Source organism: Flavobacterium sp. K77 (assembly GCF_021608205.1).
GTDB lineage: Bacteria > Bacteroidota > Bacteroidia > Flavobacteriales > Flavobacteriaceae > Flavobacterium > Flavobacterium turcicum.
The window spans coordinates 1-16,374 of sequence record NZ_JAKIHO010000012.1; the positions used below are offsets into that span (position 1 = coordinate 1).

The following is a 16,374-nucleotide window of genomic DNA, read 5'->3' on the forward strand; positions in this document are numbered from 1 at the left end:
AGGAGTTAGATATGAAGTTTTTTTCATCGCTGTGATGATTGGAGTCGTTTTGCAAGTTTGATGGGGAAATTCAGCGGTTATCCATGGTAATTCGGCTGATGTTCTACCTTATATACTATGAAATATGGCTATGTTTTACTCTAGCCATCGAGTGAAATTAGCAAAAACGGTTCTCGATACGCGTCACTTCGAGTAGCGCAGCGTATCGAGAAGTTTTGCACCGTTTTACTGCGCAAAAAACACTCGAACTGACGTTTTTAAAAATTACAGTCTACAAGTTCTACTCTATATATAGATAGTTCTTTCAAAATTCGTCATCAATATGTGGAGCTCGCGTTAGGGATAGCAGCGTAAAGCCCACAGACACGACCCCTTCGGGAGTGGCGAGGACTTGCAGCGAAAAGCCCGACGCTTATCTTGCTCTTGCCCTAAACAAAAGGCAAGAGCAAGATAGGCGGAACGCCCAACGAAAAGAACTCACCTATATATAATGTATAAATAGTTGCTTTAATTAAAAAGATTATCGTAATATTGCAATATTAATATATAACGATGGGAACGACTAAATTTGAATTTTATACAGAAGAACAAAATGAGCTGGCTGTTTTAGCAAAAGCAATTGGCCATCCGGCGCGTATTGCCATAATAGAGCACCTGATTAGTGTTGGGAGTTGCGTGTGTGGCGCGATTGTAAACGAACTTTCGCTGGCGCAACCAACGGTATCACAACATTTGAAGGAACTTAAAAATGCGGGTATCATTAAAGGTTCACTGGAAGGTAATGCGATTTGCTACTGCTTAGACGAGAGAGGTTTCGCCAAACTAAATACCTTTTTTGGAAAAATCAATACTCATTTTGAAAACAAGAACAACGCTTGTTGCTAATATTTAAACACTTAAACAATGAAACTATCGGAGATTAAAGCAGAATTGCAAAAATTGAATCAGGTAACATTTGTTTTGCCTGGTGGTTCGTATGTACCGGAACATTTTCATGTTACTGAAGTTGGCCTACTCGTGCGCCGTTTTGTAGATTGTGGGGGGAAATTACGAGAAGAAAAAATAATCAATTTTCAACTATGGGATGCCAACGATTACGACCATAGACTGAAACCAGCTAAGTTATTGAACATTATCAGCATATCTGAAAAAATGTTAGAGATGGATGACTATGAAGTCGAAGTTGAATACCAGAGTAACACCATTGGTCGTTATGATCTTGGATTTAATGGTACTGATTTTTTATTGCTGAACAAACAAACTGCCTGTTTGGCTGAAGACCAATGCGGAATTCCTGCTCCCAAGCAAAAATTAAGTTTAAATACACTAACCAACAACAGCTGCACACCAGGCGGAGGCTGTTGCTAAAATACAAGTGGAATGAAAAACTCTAGCACTACCCTATTGCCCAAATTACAAGAAAGTATTGAGCAATTAGATTATAACTCTATACCTGCAGAAAGGCGCAACCTTTTGCAGCCGATGATTGAATATCTTCAAGAAAAAGTTTCAGCAGGATCAAACATAAGGTTGAACTTTATTTGCACTCATAATTCAAGAAGAAGTCATTTGTCTCAAATTTGGGCTCAAGCAGCTGCCGCTTATTATGAGATTCCAAATGTTTATTGTTATTCTGGCGGAACTGAAGCAACAGCTCTTTTCCCGATGGTTGCTGAGACTTTGGAGCAAAATGGTTTTTTGATAGAAACTATTGCAACAAGTAGTAATCCTATTTATGCAATAAAACACAGTTTGAATGAACCAGCTATCATTGGATTCTCAAAGAAATACGATGACACCTTCAATCCTACTGATCAATTTGCTGCTTTAATGACCTGCTCGCAGGCGGATGAAGGTTGCCCGTTTATATTTGGAGCTGAAAAAAGAATTCCACTACAATACGAAGATCCAAAATTATTTGACAATACAGCAGAGCAAGCCGCTAAATATATGGAACGCAGTTTACAAATTGCAACAGAGATGTGTTTTGTATTTTCTCAAATAAAATCAATGTAATGGCAAAGAAAAGACTTCATTTTTTAGATCAATATCTTACGCTTTGGATATTCTTAGCAATGTTGCTTGGTGTGAGTATTGGTTACTTTATTCCCGATAGTAGTACTTACTTGAACTCTTTGTCAAATGGAAGCACAAATATTCCGCTAGCAATAGGATTGTTGTTGATGATGTATCCTCCATTGACTAAAATAGATTTTTCGAAAGTGCCGCTGATGTTTCAAAAACCAAAATTACTTTTACTATCACTATTATTCACTTGGATTATTGGACCTTTTTTAATGTTTGGACTAGCAACATTGTTTTTGCAAGACTATCCAGAGTACATGATCGGCCTTATTATTATTGGTATTGCGCCTTGCATTGCAATGGTGATTGTTTGGAACGAGTTGGCCGAAGGCAATCGGGAATTGACAGCTGGTTTAATTGGCATTAATAGCCTTTTACAAGTTTGTTTTTTCAGTTTTTACGCTTACTTTTTTTTAGAGATTATGTTGCCATTGGTTGGCATCAAAGGATTGAACTTACCTATAACCATTGGAAGCATAGCGGAAACAGTTGGAATTTATCTCGGAATCCCTTTTGTATTGGCTCTAATTAGTCGGTACGGAATTATAAAAGCAAAAGGACAAACATGGTTTAACCAAAAATTTACTCCTTTTATATCACCAATTACTTTGATAGCATTGCTTTTTACAATTGTAATTATGTTTAGTCTGAAAGGTGAAATGATGATTGCCTTGCCATTAGATGTCATTACGGTCGCAATTCCTTTGGTAATCTTTTTTACTATCATGTTTTTCTTAATGTTTTTTGTGGCGAAAAAATTTGGAGCTAATTACAGAGATACGGTAGCACTTTCGTTTACTGCATCGGGGAATAATTTTGAATTGGCGATTGCTGTTTCTATCGGTGTTTTTGGAATTAATAGTGGTCAAGCTTTTGCGGGTGTTATTGGACCTTTGGTAGAAGTACCGGCATTGATTCTGCTCGTGAGGGTTGCCTTTGCTTTGAGAGAAAAATACTTTTTGAAGCAATAATCCCGTTGAGTAAAATTATTTTTTTGATTATGATTTTCATCAGTTGGAGTTTTTTTTACCCTAAAGCTTCCTGAAGAAAACAGTATCGAGCATTTGGATAAAAATCCAAGATAAAAGAAAAATTTCCTTAACAACGGTTCTCGATACATTTTTTGTTCCGTTAAACTCCACAAAAAACACTCGAACTGACGGTTTGTATTATTTCACCCAACGATTAATATTAATTGCGTTTAAAAAATAAAAGCATCGGTAGAAATGCTATCGATGCTTTTTTATTGGTAAAATTGTAAACGTAAAAAGATTAGAATGTTTTTTTTTAAGTGATTGAAACGTTGATATCATCTCGTAACTTTTATCAAATTTCAGTTTTGCCGGGACTTGAGAAAGATTAAAAACTGAACTCGCAAATACAAAACCAGCTTAAAAGTTTACCAACAAACCCAGTTACATTAAAACGCTAAATAAGTAAATCTCATAATTTTTTCTTACAATATATTTTACTCTCTTTGAGTTTGAATCCAACGCTTGAATATAAATTGATTGCAGCCAATCTATGATCTTCTGTAAAAAGGAGTATTTCAGAAAGTTCTTTTTCTTTACCTACTTCAACTAAAAGGTTTATTAGTTTTCTTCCTATTCCTTTCCCACGTGAAGCGGAATCTACAACAACATCTTCAATCCAACCTTTGTGTCCGGATATAACTTTGTAAGTACACATTGATGCAATTCCAATTATTTTGTTGTCATCCTCACAGTATGCGACTGTAATCTGGTTTTCCTCATTCAATATTTCCTCAAGATCTAACTGAATTTTGTTTGGACTTAATTGACGGAATAATTCGGAAACTTGCTCTTTAATATTTGATTTTAAGTCATTTTTGGTTAAAATAGCTATTTTCATTTCTTTTCAAATCTGTTAAAAAACACAATTTTATCAAGTTAATTTTTTATTTCAAATTCTGAATTAAAGTTAAGATTGCCAGAGAATGATGCAAAGTGATGCACAGTTCTACGATTGAAGTAGCGTGGTTGTAAATTCCTCTAAAATCTCGAAAGCTGTTTCGGCCATTTTGTTTCCTTTCGTATCGAGTAAAGGATTGATCTCAACAAATTCAATACACGCTACTTTTTGAGAAGCTACAATTTGTTTCAACATAGCGGTCACTTCAAGTGGATCAAATCCTCTTGGTACAGGAGTACCGGTACCGTAAGAAACCATATCACAATCTAAAGAATCAACATCAAAAGATACGTAAATCATATCGCAGTCGTTCATTTTGTGCAAAGCTTCAGCAACACAAACATCCAGGCCGCGGTAACGGACCTCGGCTACTTTGTAATTTTTTATTTGCAAGCGTTCGATTTGCTTGTCTTCTTCTTCTTCAGTATCGCGAACACCAAAATAAACCAAGTTTTCTGGAAGTACTTTTGGTCCTGAGAAACCAATATTTTTCATTTGCTCCCAATCCTCTTGTGTATCAAGGCTTACGTCATTGTTTTGGCACTCTAAATTATCTTGTCCTAACGCGGCTGACAACGGCATGCCGTGAATATTACCAGATGGCGAAGTGTACGGAGAATGTAAATCGGCATGGGCATCGATCCAAAAAACACCAATTTTTTTATCTGGATACGCTGCTTTTATCCCACTAAGTGTTCCTAAAGCAGAAGAATGATCACCAGATAAAACAATTGGAAAAAATCCTTCTAACAAAGTACTTTTAACGACTTCGTGTACGCGGTTGCACTGCTCTAACACATGTTCAATTCGTTTGGCCGATGTACTAGTGCTTTTATTATATATGGTTTCGTTATGTGTTTTTACATCCTGAAACAGATATTGATTAAAATAATCATTGTCTCGATTAATAGCTGCAATTTCTAAGGCGTCGATTCCTAAATCAGATCCACGAGTTCCCGCACCAATATCAGATCTGTTTTTAATTAGTTTTATTGTTGTTTTCATAAAAATCCGCAGTCTATTTAAAATCATTCAAAGCCCGTTCGATAATTCCTAAACACTCGTGAATTTGTGATTCGGTTATAACCAATGGCGGCGCAAAACGAATTTTATTTCCGTGCGTTGGTTTAGCAAGCAAACCGTATTCACTAAATTTCATGCAAATGTTCCAAGCTAAATCCGACTCCTCGTCGCAGTTTACTACAATGGCATTTAGCAATCCTTTTCCGCGAACCAAAGTTATAATTGGATTTCTGGCTGCAATTTCGTTCAATCCTTGACGCAATACTTCGCCAAGATAAGCTGCATTTTGAGCCAAATTTTCGTCCTTCACTACTTCAAGCGCTGCAATTGCAACCGCTGCCGCTACAGGATTTCCTCCAAAAGTAGACCCATGTTGACCTGGCTGAATGACATTCATAATGGAATTATTTGCCAACACCGCAGAAACAGGATAAACTCCTCCAGAAATTGCTTTTCCTAAAATTAAAATATCAGGTTTTACCTCAGGCGTATTTTGACAACCGTTTTTGCATTCGCAATTACCACAAGTTGCCAATAAACGACCTGTACGTGCAATACCTGTTTGCACTTCATCAGCAATGAACAAAACATTGTGTGCTTCGCAAAGTGCTTTGGCTTTTGCCAAATAACCTTCGCTTGGTACATATACTCCTGCTTCACCTTGAATTGGTTCGACTAAAAACCCAGCGATTGTGTTTGATGATTGCAAAGCTGCCTCAAGTGCTGCCGTATCATCGTATGGAATTTTTATAAATCCAGCAGTAAAAGGTCCGAAGCTTTTACGTGCATTTTCATCATTTGAAAAAGAAACGATTGTAGTTGTACGTCCGTGAAAATTATTTTCGCAAACAATAATTTGTGCTTGATTTTCTGGAATACCTTTTACTTCATAAGCCCATTTTCTGCACAGTTTTACAGCTGTTTCAACCGCCTCCGCACCAGTATTCATTGGTAAAACTTTATCGAAACCAAAGTATTTTGTCACATATTCTTCAAAAGGACCTAATTGATCGTTGTAAAAAGCACGTGAAGTTAGCGTCAATTTTTGCGCTTGCTCCATCATTGCTCCTACAATTTTCGGATGACAATGCCCTTGATTCACTGCCGAATAGGCCGACAAGAAATCAAAATAACGTTTACCATCAACATCCCAAACGTACACACCTTCTCCTTTTTCGAGCACTACAGGCAAAGGATGGTAATTGTGTGCGCCATATTTTTCTTCTTTCGCAATTAGTGCTTCAGCTTTATTGGATAAATGGGGATTTGTTGATGTCATAGCAAAACGTATTTAATTAGTACTTAAACAAAAATACTAATATTATTTAAAAAACCATATTAAAAACAATAATTTGACTTAAAATTAAACTTAAAAAAATATTTTATATCAATTCTAACTATTAAAAAGTCATTTTATTAAAGATAAATAGAGACTAAATTTTTAATTTGAAGAAAAAAAAGTACTTTTATAATTCGTAAACACTTTAAACACAAAAGCCTGATATGGAACCCATAGACGATTTCGATATAAAAATCATTCAAGAATTAGAAAAAGACGGCCGTATGGCCTATTCCGCCATAGCAACTACCTTAAAAATTTCGAATACCATGGTGCATCAACGCATTAATCGATTGATTGAGCACGGCATCATTACGGGTATTAAACCCATCATTAACGAAAAAAAATTGGGTTACGATTGGGGTGCCTTTACAGGACTAACATTGAATAAAGATCAAGATTCAGATCGTATTATCGAAGAGCTTAAACAAATTCCTGAGATTACAGAGTGCTACTACATCACGGGATCATTTACTTTGTATGTAAAAATCAACGCGAAGAATCACGAACACATGCGTCGTATTCTTTATGAAAAAATAGACAATATTCCTGGAATTGCTAAAACCGATTCGATCATTGAGCTAGGCTGCGCCTTTAAACGTAATGTAAGTTTGTAAATCTAAATACTACACTTCTATGAAAATTTTGTCACAATACATTTCTCCTGTTGTAATAACTTTACTTTTTACTACAAATACCTTTGCGCAAAGCGTTGTTAAAAAAGAAATCGATCGACTCGAAAAAACAGCGAAGCAAGTACAAATAATTAGAGACCAATGGGGAATTGCACATGTGTACGGAGCGACTGATGCAGATGCCGTTTTTGGACTTTTGTATGCGCAATGCGAAGACGATTTTAAGCGCGTTGAGATGAATTACATTGAAAAACTAGGACGATTGGCAGAGGTAAAAGGCCAAAGTGTTTTGTACAATGATCTCGAAACTAGATTGCTTATTGATATTGAAGCCGCACAAGCTGATTACAAAAAAGCGGCACCTTGGATGAAAAAATTGCTTCAAAGTTTTGCTGACGGGGTCAATTACTACTTGTACAAACATCCTGAAGTTAAACCGAAGCTTTTGCAACATTTTGAACCTTGGTATCCTTTATTATGGACCGATGGTAGTATTGGCGCCATCAGTACAGGCGGATTAACTACTGCTGAACTTAAAACTTTTTATTCAGGTAACAGTAGTAAAGTAGCTTATACAGAGCGCGAACCCAGCGTGCAAACAGGATCAAATGGTTTTGCTATTGCTCCATCAAAGTCGGCTACAGGAAACGCCATGTTGTACATCAATCCGCATACTACTTTTTACTTTAGACCTGAAATTCAAATGAGCAGTAACGAAGGTCTGCAAGCCTACGGCGCTGTTACTTGGGGACAATTTTTCATTTACCAAGGTTTTAACGAAAATTGCGGTTGGATGCACACCTCGTCAAATGTTGACGTAGCCGATTTGTATGCTGAGAAAATCGTTAAAAAAGAGAATCGATATTTTTATGAATATGAAGGTAAATTAAGAGCCGTTCAACAAAAAAATATCACCATATTGTATTTAGAAAACGGAAAACTTATTCCAAAAACATTTACGACTTATGCGACGCATCACGGACCTATCATGGGCGAGCGCGGTGGCAAATGGATAAGTTTGCGCGCCAACAACAGATCGATGATTGGCCTAGAGCAAAGTTGGTTGCGTACCAAATCGACTTCTTTTGCGAGCTACCAAACCGCAATGGACTTAAAAGCCAACACCTCTAACAACACTGTCTATGCGGATAAAGAAGGAAATATTGCCTACTGGCACGGAAATTTCGTCCCTAAACGCGACCCAAACTTTAATTGGTCAAAAGAAGTTGATGGAAGTATAAAAACAACAGAATGGCAAGGCTTACATACAGTTTCAGAGGGTGTGCATGCTTACAACCCGAAAAATGGATGGCTACAAAACTGTAATTCTACGCCTTTTACTGTGGCAGGAATTGAAAGTCCGAAGGCACAAAACTATCCAAATTACATGGCACCGGATGGAGAAAATTTTCGTGGTTTGAATGCCGTTCGACTACTTGGTCAAAATAAAAAATATACTTTAGAACAGTTAATCGCCGATGGGTACAATACCAAACTAACAGCTTTTGAATATTTGATTCCTGCTTTGCTTAACGCTTACGCAAAAACTTCAGTTGCGAATTCTGATACATACAAGAATCTTGAAGAACCGATCGCTGTTTTAAAAAATTGGGATTATCATGCCGATGAAAAATCTGTCGCAACAACATTAGCCGTAGAATGGGCTTACCGATTGGATCCTATTTTACAAAAAGTATACGTGAATCAGGGTGAAAAAGATCAGGTTCAAAACGCCATCGCTTTTGCGGAAGCAGCAACAGCTGAACAATTGTTACCGCAATTGCAAGCAGTGGTTGCTGATTTACAGTCAAAATTCAACATTTGGCAAGTGCCATGGGGAACCATCAACCGTTTTCAACGCAGCTCGGGCGCTATTGATTTAACCTTTGATGACGGAAAAGAAAGTTTACCAATAGGTTTCGGACCAGCATTGTGGGGAAGTTTGCCAGCCTATAAAAGCAGCTATGCTAAAAACACGCTCAAGCGTTATGGCAGCAATGGCAATAGTTTTATTTGCGCAGTAGAATTTGGACCAAAAGTAAAAGCAAAATCCCTTTTGGCGGGCGGTAACAGCGGTGATCCCGCTTCGGCACATTTTACTGATCAAGCCGAAATGTACCAAAAAGGAGTTTTTAAAGACGTATTATTCTACAAAGAAGATGTTTTGGCCAATGCTAAAAAATCCTATCACCCTGGAGAATAAGTCTGCAGCTACGACCTATCATTTTTAAAAATAGCCGCATTAGTTTTTTCCATTAAACTTTGTCGAAATGATTAAAATAAGCTTCAAATTTGTAGTAACAAAAAATAAAAAATTATGAAACAATTCGTTTTAACTTTATTAGGTGCTTTTGCGATTTCGTTTGGCGCGCAAGCTCAATTAAAAGCCGTTGCTTATTCTGATGGCGCTCAAAAATTAAATGGTTTATCAATTGCTCCTCAAAAAGGAAGCAAAACCAAACCAGGAATTTTAATTCTTCCAGCTTGGAAAGGGATTGATCCGCATGCCAAAAGATCAGCCGAAGAACTTTCAAAAATGGGATACTATGCCTTTGTAGCTGATATTTATGGAGAAGGAAACTATCCTAAAAATACGCAAGAAGCTGGACAAAGAGCGGGTTATTACAAAAACAACGTAAAAGAGTACCAAAGACGCATACAATTGGCACTAGATCAATTAGTAAAAGCTGGTGCTAATCCGGACAATATTGTAACCATTGGCTATTGTTTTGGCGGAACAGGTGTACTTGAAGCTGCAAGAGCGGATATGAAATTGAAAGGTGTAGTGTCATTTCACGGAGGTTTAGGCCGCGATGCTGCAAGAGCAAACAACCCAATTACAACAAGAGTATTGGTATTGCACGGAGCAGACGATCCTTATGTTCCTGCAGCGGAAATCTCTGCTTTTCAGCAAGAAATGAGAGATACAAAAGCTGATTGGGAAATGATTTATTATGCAGATGCGGTACACGCTTTTACAGAGCCTGAAGCTGGCAATGATAAATCAAAAGGAGCTGCTTATAATGAAAAAGCAGCCAAACGTTCTTGGGCACGCATGAACACCTTTTTGAAAGAGGTATTGCAATAAATCAAAAACACTTTTTAAAAACAGTACACCATTGGTACGGTACTTTCATAAAGTTTGTACGTATTAATGGTTTACTGTTTTTTTTATGCCCAAAAATTTAAACGAAGTTCAAGAGTCGATTCACTTTTGCGCCAGCGTGCCAATAACAACTCTTACAGCCTCGAATAGAAAACAAAATCATATTCGTTTAGCTAACCAAAGCAAGTTCACGAAAAAGATTAGATTGTTAAATTCCTACATTATTGGGGTAAAATTTTCATTTTTGAGAATCTTTTACTCATATTTGTCATGTAATACAACATTAAAAAAACGAAAAACATGAAAAAAATCCCATTATTGGCAGTCATAGCCGGGCTAACCATCAGTTGTAGCAGTCAAAAAACTGGTGTTGTGGCAGCAAATCCAGGCAAATACATGAATACCATTACCGCCGATGAGTTAAAAACACATCTTTACATTGTAGCTTCGGATGAAATGGAAGGCCGCGAAACTGGTTCTGCAGGTCAAAAAAAAGCAGGTAAATACATGATTGAACAATATACCAAAAACGGAATTTCGTTCCCAAAAGCTGCCACTGACTTTTATCAAAAAGTACCGGCTAGTTTTTTAAACGCTAGAAGAAATCAAAACTTATCCGACTCTGAAAATATTTGGGCTTTTATTGAAGGATCAGAAAAACCGGAAGAAGTAATTGTGATATCTGCGCACTACGATCACGTGGGTGTCGAAAAAGGGAAAATTCACAACGGAGCCGATGACGACGGTTCAGGAACTGTGGCTCTTTTAGAAATTGCACAAGCTTTTCAAATGGCCAAAAAAGCAGGACACGGACCAAAAAGATCCATCCTATTTTTGCACGTAACGGGCGAAGAGCACGGCTTGCTAGGCTCACGTTATTACTCAGAAAATCCATTGTTCCCGCTAGCCAATACGGTTGCTGATATCAACATAGATATGATTGGCCGACGCGACAAAAACCACAGCAATAGCAATTATGTATATGTAATTGGGGCTAACAGACTTTCAAGCGAGCTAGACGCCATTTGCACCACTGCCAATGCCACTTACACGCAGTTAGAATTGGATTATACGTTTAACGATCCAAAAGATCCGAACCGTTTTTATGAGCGTTCAGACCATTATAACTTTGCGAAATTTGGAATTCCATCGGTGTTTTTCTTCAACGGAGTACATGCCGATTACCACAAACCTACAGATACTCCCGACAAAATTGAGTACGATGCACTTGCAAAAAGAGCTCAATTTGCCTTCGTAACGGCGTGGGAATTGGCCAATCGTGCCAACCGAATTGTGGTTGACAAAAAATAATTATTGGGGCACCACCTTCCCTACACTATCGTTTCGGGAAGGTCGGGCTATCCGTTACAATCTCCCGAGAAAAATCGGGAGGATTTTCACTACTATCCCTGGTGCATAAAAAAGCTTTGATTCACGTCAAAGCTTTTTTTGCTTTCACATGACTTTTAGTTTCAATCTGTCGGTTAAAAACAGTTATTTCTCCATCAAATTAATACATTTAAGCAAGTATCACAAAACATTAATAATCAAACCGTTGGGTGTAATGAGTTTTTGATGATAATTTTTCGTCAGTTCGAGTGATTTTCGATAGAAAATTGTATCGAGGGCAGAAAAATTATCATTAAAAACGGTTCTCGAAACGCGTCTCTTCGAGTAGCGGAGCCTATCGCGAAGTTTTGTTCCGTTTCTCTGCACAAAAAACACTCGAACTGACGTTTCTAATAATTACACCCAACGGGTTAATAATCAATAAAAAACACCAAAATTAAATCGAATTTTCTTTCTTTTTTTCACCACCAAGAGCAATTTTTTTCTTATCTTTATGAAAGAAATTTATATGGTATGAACTGGAGAGCCAACACTGTAAAACACAAAAACGAAACTAGAATAGCGGTTTATTTTGATCACAATAAGGATTTAATTGCCCGCATCAAACAATTTGAAGATGCACGATGGAGTCAAACTTTACGTGCTTGGCATCTTCCTGCTACTCCCGAAAATTTTAATCATTTTCAAGTTCCAATTCCAATTTATTACTACCCATCGGCTGAGGGAATTCAAGAAATACAAAAATTCAAAAACTGGTTGCGCTCCAAGCGCTACAGCGAAAGTACTCTAAAAACCTATTGCGAAGCATTAAAATCGTTCCTTACTTTTTTTAGAGAAAAAGCAGTTGCAGCGATAAGCAACGAAGATGTTATTCAATACACAAACGGATACATCTTAGAGAACAAACTTTCGGCATCGTTTCAAAATCAAATGGTAAACGCCATCAAATTGTATTTTAGTACGGTTCAAGAAACAAAAATCGAAATCGAAAAAATTCATCGTCCAAAGCGATCTAAAGTTTTGCCAAATGTATTGAGCAAGCAAGAAGTAAAATTAATATTGGAGGCTCATAGTAATATTAAACATAGAATGATGCTCTCTTTGATTTACAGTTGCGGTTTACGCTGTGGTGAGCTTCTTGCCTTGCAACCGCACCATATTGACTCCAAACGAAACGTAGTTTTATTAAAAAATGCGAAAGGCAAAAAAGACAGAATAGTTCCCTTAAGCCCAAAAATTTTACATTTACTACGCGATTATTACACTTTGTTTAAACCCGAAAAATATTTATTTGAAGGAAAAATAAAAGGTTGTGCTTACGACAGTCGCAGTTTACAACAAGTATTAAAATCGGCCTTACAAAAAACAGCGATAGCAAAGCCAGTAACTTTGCATTGGTTGCGACATAGTTACGCAACACATTTACTAGAGACTGGGACTGATTTAAGATATATTCAAGAATTACTGGGACACAACAGCAGTAAAACAACTGAAATATACACCCATGTAAGCACGAAAAGCATTCAACAAATAAAAAGTCCATTTGATGATTTGTAATAAAATTATTAATGTTATATTTGAAGCAGATACGTTATCGTATAGCGCCAATACAGCCAAATTTGGGTTGATACACGCTTCAATGTAGCGTATATATACTAGTTATAAGGCAGTTTAGAAGAAATAAATATGAAAGACACTTTAGAATATAAAATACTTAAACATCTATTAAATAATGGTTTTGAAAAGCACACTGAAGTTTCAGGTTTATCAGAAAACAAAAGTGCTTTAAAACATGAACTTTCAATTTTATTGAAAGAAAAATATATAAAATGCAATGTTATCAATGATGAAATTATAATAGCTAGAATTGAATCCAAAGGAGTAAAATATTTAAAAGAAATAGAGCAAGGATTTGTAACATCCCAAATAGAAATTCTAACTCTAAAAAAGTTAAAATTTGAACAGTTCCCTGCTAAATTTTGGTGGTTGATTTTAATAATATCTAGCATAATATCATTTTTAACAACTTGGGTAAATAATCAAATATCAGAATCAACAAATCAGCTAGAACAACAAAAAACAGAAAAATCTTTACCGAATTAGGTAGTGTTTCCTTTATATATTTAAACATAATAAAATAATTTTAAAAATGTGTTTCACTTAATATCGGTGGAAACACGTAACCGAAAAATAAAAACCGCCTTATAACAGCTGTCTGTGGCTATTGTGGGATTTAGTTGAATTACCGTTTCGCAATCATGTTTTCGTTAATCCGAAAATACTCTGCTTACGAATTACCACAACAGACCACAGGCAGCGGGACGTTAGCAGTAAGTTATAACCAAAATTGCGCAGAAAGACAAAATCCATAAGTGAGAAAATGAAAAATGTATATATTTTTAGTGGTTTAGGCGCTGACAAAAGAGTTTTTCAGAAAATGGATTTTTCAGAATATAACGCAACTTTTGTGGATTGGATTTTACCAAGCAAAACCGAAAATATAGAAAGTTATGCGAAGAAGCTAACCGAACAAATAAAACATGAAAAACCGATTTTGATTGGACTTTCATTTGGCGGAATAATTGCAACCGAAATTGCTAAAATAATCGATACCGAAAAAATAATATTAATCGCTTCTGCCAAAACTAAATCTGAAATCCCAAATTATTTCAGAATTTTGGGAAAACTAAAACTTCATAAATTATTGCCAGCAAAACTAATGAAAATGCCGAACTTTTTTAGTTTTTGGTTTTTCGGAACCGAAAACGAAAATGACAAAAAAATATTAAGAGAAATACTAAAAGATACGAACGAAAATTTTCTAAAATGGGCAATTGATAAAATCGTAAACTGGAAAAACGAAACCAAACATAAAAACATAATTCATATTCACGGAAGTGCGGACAGAATCTTGCCGATTAATTTTGTGGATTGCCAAATAAAAGTAAAAAATGGTGGACATTTTATGACGTTGAATAAAGCAAAAGAACTGAATGAAATCCTAAAAAGAGAAATTTTAGTTCAAACATAACCTACTGCTAACAGGCGTTTGGCAAGATTGCGAATTTTGTAGTAAATTCACGTTTATTTCTCGCAAGAAATTTTATCTTTGATAGAAAATAATCGGTTCCGAAGTTCGCAACCTCGCCAAGCGCCGGAACGTTAACTGCCATATTATGAAAACGATACTTAAAGATACATTTGAAACAAATCTTGGTGAAATTGAGTTATCGATAAAATCTGAATATGTAATACAATATTCGGGCAAAGACAACTTAAAAGTTGAAACCGAAAATCATAAAATAGAAGTTCTAGTTATTGATTTAAACGAATTAGAATTTCCGAAACATATGAAAATCGAAAACTCAAAAGGTTGGAGAATTTATATTGAAAAGAAATCTGAAAAATCTGAAAAACTACATGTTATCTGTAAACTGATAAATAAAAATTCCGAAAATACTTGGGATTATAATAGTGGCGAAAATTTAGATGCTGTTGAAATAGAAAATAGAAAAGAACTGTTACATATTGGAACCGAAGATGCAGAAGCTATGCAATGGCGAGCCGAAAATAATGATTGGTTTCCAATTAGACTAAAAAATGAAATAAGTTTAGAAAAACCAATAACAAATTACATTGATTTTGGTTTTGAAAGTATAATACCAAATTTAGAAATTAATGAAAAATTGTATTTACATTTCTTAATAGCAACAAGAAAAAAAACTGAAAAGAATGACAATGAAAATATATCAACTTGGATTGCGGTTGACAATAGTAAAAAAGAATTAGACGAATTAAATAGAAAATACGGCAGTTAACAGCGGTTTCGCAAGATTTGGGTTTTAGGCTTGATTTAAAGGTGGTCTTATATTTGGAAATTTTGTGTTTAACAGAAAAATAAATCTTAATTTAGTCCCAAACCTCGCGAAGCCGCGGGACGTTAACTGTTATTTTATGAAAAAACATTACGGAATGTATTTAGTTATCTTATTTTTTGCAATTAGTTGCAAAAAAAACTCAAATAATAAAGTTGACGTAAAAAAACCTGAAACTGTAAAATTATTTTTTAATAATCGTGACCCAAAATATTTATTAAACCCTCCAAAGTCTGACACATTATGCAGAAATGATGTTGAAAGAGCTAAAAGTGACATCAATCAATATCATAAATTATTTATTAAAACTATTTGTTTTGGATGTCGTTCAAAACCGTTTGAAATAGAAATTGAAGAAGTTTTAAAAAAGCGCAAAATTAAACCAGTTATAGAAGACATTGGCTGTGTAATTTTTGAAGGACAAACTCAAGGGTGTTATAGCGGTTACATTAATTTAAAAATGAAAGAACAATTCGGAGAGAATTATTTTTCTGAAATTGAAAAAGAAGCGGAAAATATTTTTATCAAAAATATCATCGAAAAAAACAAAGTTGTAAGCATATATGATTTAGAGGATGATGAAAAACCAAAAATAATAAATCGAGAAGTCTACATTGAGAGTGATTATTACACAACGATAAAATCAAACTTACCAATTAAAATAGATAGTTATAAATCTTTGTTTGTTGACGTGACTTTTATAATAGAAAAAGATGGAACAATAAGTAATTTAACCGTTTCTAATTGGGTAAATGATGCTGTTAATGAAAAATTCAAAAAAGATTTAATTGATACAGCTTTAATAACTTTAAAAGCAAATTATAATCATTGGAACCCGGGAAAATATAAAGGAAACGTAACAAGAACCGAAAACACATTAAGAGTTAGTTACGAGTAAAAAAAACAACAGTTAACACACGCTACAAGCAATTTGGGTATTGGGCTTAATGGGAAGTTGGTTTTGTATTTGGGATGATTTGGCAAATCCGAAAATAGAGCATAATTTAGACCCAAACTGCTTGTAGCGCG

At 35.5% G+C, this 16,374-nt stretch carries 16 protein-coding genes; 13 read left to right on the forward strand and 3 right to left on the reverse strand.

Annotation, left to right across the window (positions count from 1 at the left end):
• Positions 1 to 552: 552 nt before the first annotated feature.
• Genes L1S34_RS14275 through arsB form a run of 4 tightly spaced genes read left to right on the forward strand, consistent with a single transcriptional unit; the run spans position 553 to position 3,056 of the window.
• On the forward strand, positions 553 to 885 hold the full coding sequence (locus L1S34_RS14275) for an ArsR/SmtB family transcription factor (RefSeq protein WP_236364708.1): 333 nt from the start codon (positions 553 to 555) through the stop codon (positions 883 to 885).
• An 18-nt stretch (positions 886 to 903) separates the two neighbouring features.
• The gene (locus tag L1S34_RS14280) at positions 904 to 1,368 is read left to right on the forward strand and encodes a DUF6428 family protein (RefSeq protein WP_236364710.1); all 465 of its coding nucleotides are present in this window, start codon (positions 904 to 906) and stop codon (positions 1,366 to 1,368) included.
• Between the two features lie 12 nt (positions 1,369 to 1,380).
• Complete coding sequence (locus L1S34_RS14285; RefSeq protein ID WP_236364712.1) at positions 1,381 to 2,016, forward strand: arsenate-mycothiol transferase ArsC; 636 nt, start codon at positions 1,381 to 1,383, stop codon at positions 2,014 to 2,016.
• The gene (gene arsB / locus L1S34_RS14290; RefSeq protein WP_236364714.1) at positions 2,016 to 3,056 is read left to right on the forward strand and encodes an ACR3 family arsenite efflux transporter; all 1,041 of its coding nucleotides are present in this window, start codon (positions 2,016 to 2,018) and stop codon (positions 3,054 to 3,056) included. The genes L1S34_RS14285 and arsB overlap by 1 nt, the downstream gene beginning before the upstream one ends.
• Positions 3,057 to 3,528: 472 nt before the next feature.
• Here arsB and L1S34_RS14295 read toward each other — a convergent pair whose 3' ends face one another.
• From L1S34_RS14295 to rocD, 3 genes are all read right to left on the reverse strand, one after another.
• Positions 3,529 to 3,957: a GNAT family N-acetyltransferase gene (locus L1S34_RS14295; protein WP_236364716.1), complete on the reverse strand. Its 429-nt coding sequence runs from the start codon at positions 3,955 to 3,957 to the stop codon at positions 3,529 to 3,531.
• Positions 3,958 to 4,065: 108 nt separating this feature from the next.
• On the reverse strand, positions 4,066 to 5,022 hold the full coding sequence (locus tag L1S34_RS14300) for an arginase (RefSeq protein WP_236364717.1): 957 nt from the start codon (positions 5,020 to 5,022) through the stop codon (positions 4,066 to 4,068).
• 13 nt (positions 5,023 to 5,035) lie between these two features.
• Positions 5,036 to 6,319 (reverse strand): ornithine--oxo-acid transaminase, encoded by a 1,284-nt coding sequence (gene rocD, locus L1S34_RS14305; protein ID WP_236364718.1) that lies wholly within the window; start codon positions 6,317 to 6,319, stop codon positions 5,036 to 5,038.
• 224 nt (positions 6,320 to 6,543) lie between these two features.
• On the opposite strand from rocD, the gene L1S34_RS14310 reads away from it, so the two are divergent.
• From L1S34_RS14310 to L1S34_RS14350, 9 genes are all read left to right on the forward strand, one after another.
• Complete coding sequence (locus L1S34_RS14310; protein WP_166139113.1) at positions 6,544 to 6,996, forward strand: Lrp/AsnC family transcriptional regulator; 453 nt, start codon at positions 6,544 to 6,546, stop codon at positions 6,994 to 6,996.
• Between the two features lie 19 nt (positions 6,997 to 7,015).
• The gene (locus L1S34_RS14315; protein ID WP_236364719.1) at positions 7,016 to 9,217 is read left to right on the forward strand and encodes a penicillin acylase family protein; all 2,202 of its coding nucleotides are present in this window, start codon (positions 7,016 to 7,018) and stop codon (positions 9,215 to 9,217) included.
• Between the two features lie 114 nt (positions 9,218 to 9,331).
• A complete protein-coding gene (locus L1S34_RS14320; protein WP_236364721.1) occupies positions 9,332 to 10,102 on the forward strand; it encodes a dienelactone hydrolase family protein in 771 nt (256 codons plus the stop codon).
• A 318-nt stretch (positions 10,103 to 10,420) separates the two neighbouring features.
• The gene (locus L1S34_RS14325) at positions 10,421 to 11,431 is read left to right on the forward strand and encodes a M28 family metallopeptidase (RefSeq protein WP_166139103.1); all 1,011 of its coding nucleotides are present in this window, start codon (positions 10,421 to 10,423) and stop codon (positions 11,429 to 11,431) included.
• A gap of 552 nt (positions 11,432 to 11,983) precedes the next feature.
• Positions 11,984 to 13,027, forward strand: a complete 1,044-nt coding sequence (locus tag L1S34_RS14330) for a tyrosine-type recombinase/integrase (RefSeq protein ID WP_236364723.1) — start codon at positions 11,984 to 11,986, stop codon at positions 13,025 to 13,027.
• A 129-nt stretch (positions 13,028 to 13,156) separates the two neighbouring features.
• Positions 13,157 to 13,573, forward strand: a complete 417-nt coding sequence (locus L1S34_RS14335; RefSeq protein ID WP_236364725.1) for a hypothetical protein — start codon at positions 13,157 to 13,159, stop codon at positions 13,571 to 13,573.
• Positions 13,574 to 13,850: 277 nt separating this feature from the next.
• Positions 13,851 to 14,501, forward strand: a complete 651-nt coding sequence (locus L1S34_RS14340; protein WP_236364726.1) for an alpha/beta hydrolase — start codon at positions 13,851 to 13,853, stop codon at positions 14,499 to 14,501.
• 145 nt (positions 14,502 to 14,646) lie between these two features.
• On the forward strand, positions 14,647 to 15,288 hold the full coding sequence (locus L1S34_RS14345) for a hypothetical protein (RefSeq protein WP_236364728.1): 642 nt from the start codon (positions 14,647 to 14,649) through the stop codon (positions 15,286 to 15,288).
• Between the two features lie 136 nt (positions 15,289 to 15,424).
• Positions 15,425 to 16,243 (forward strand): hypothetical protein, encoded by an 819-nt coding sequence (locus L1S34_RS14350; protein ID WP_236364729.1) that lies wholly within the window; start codon positions 15,425 to 15,427, stop codon positions 16,241 to 16,243.
• Positions 16,244 to 16,374: the final 131 nt, after the last annotated feature.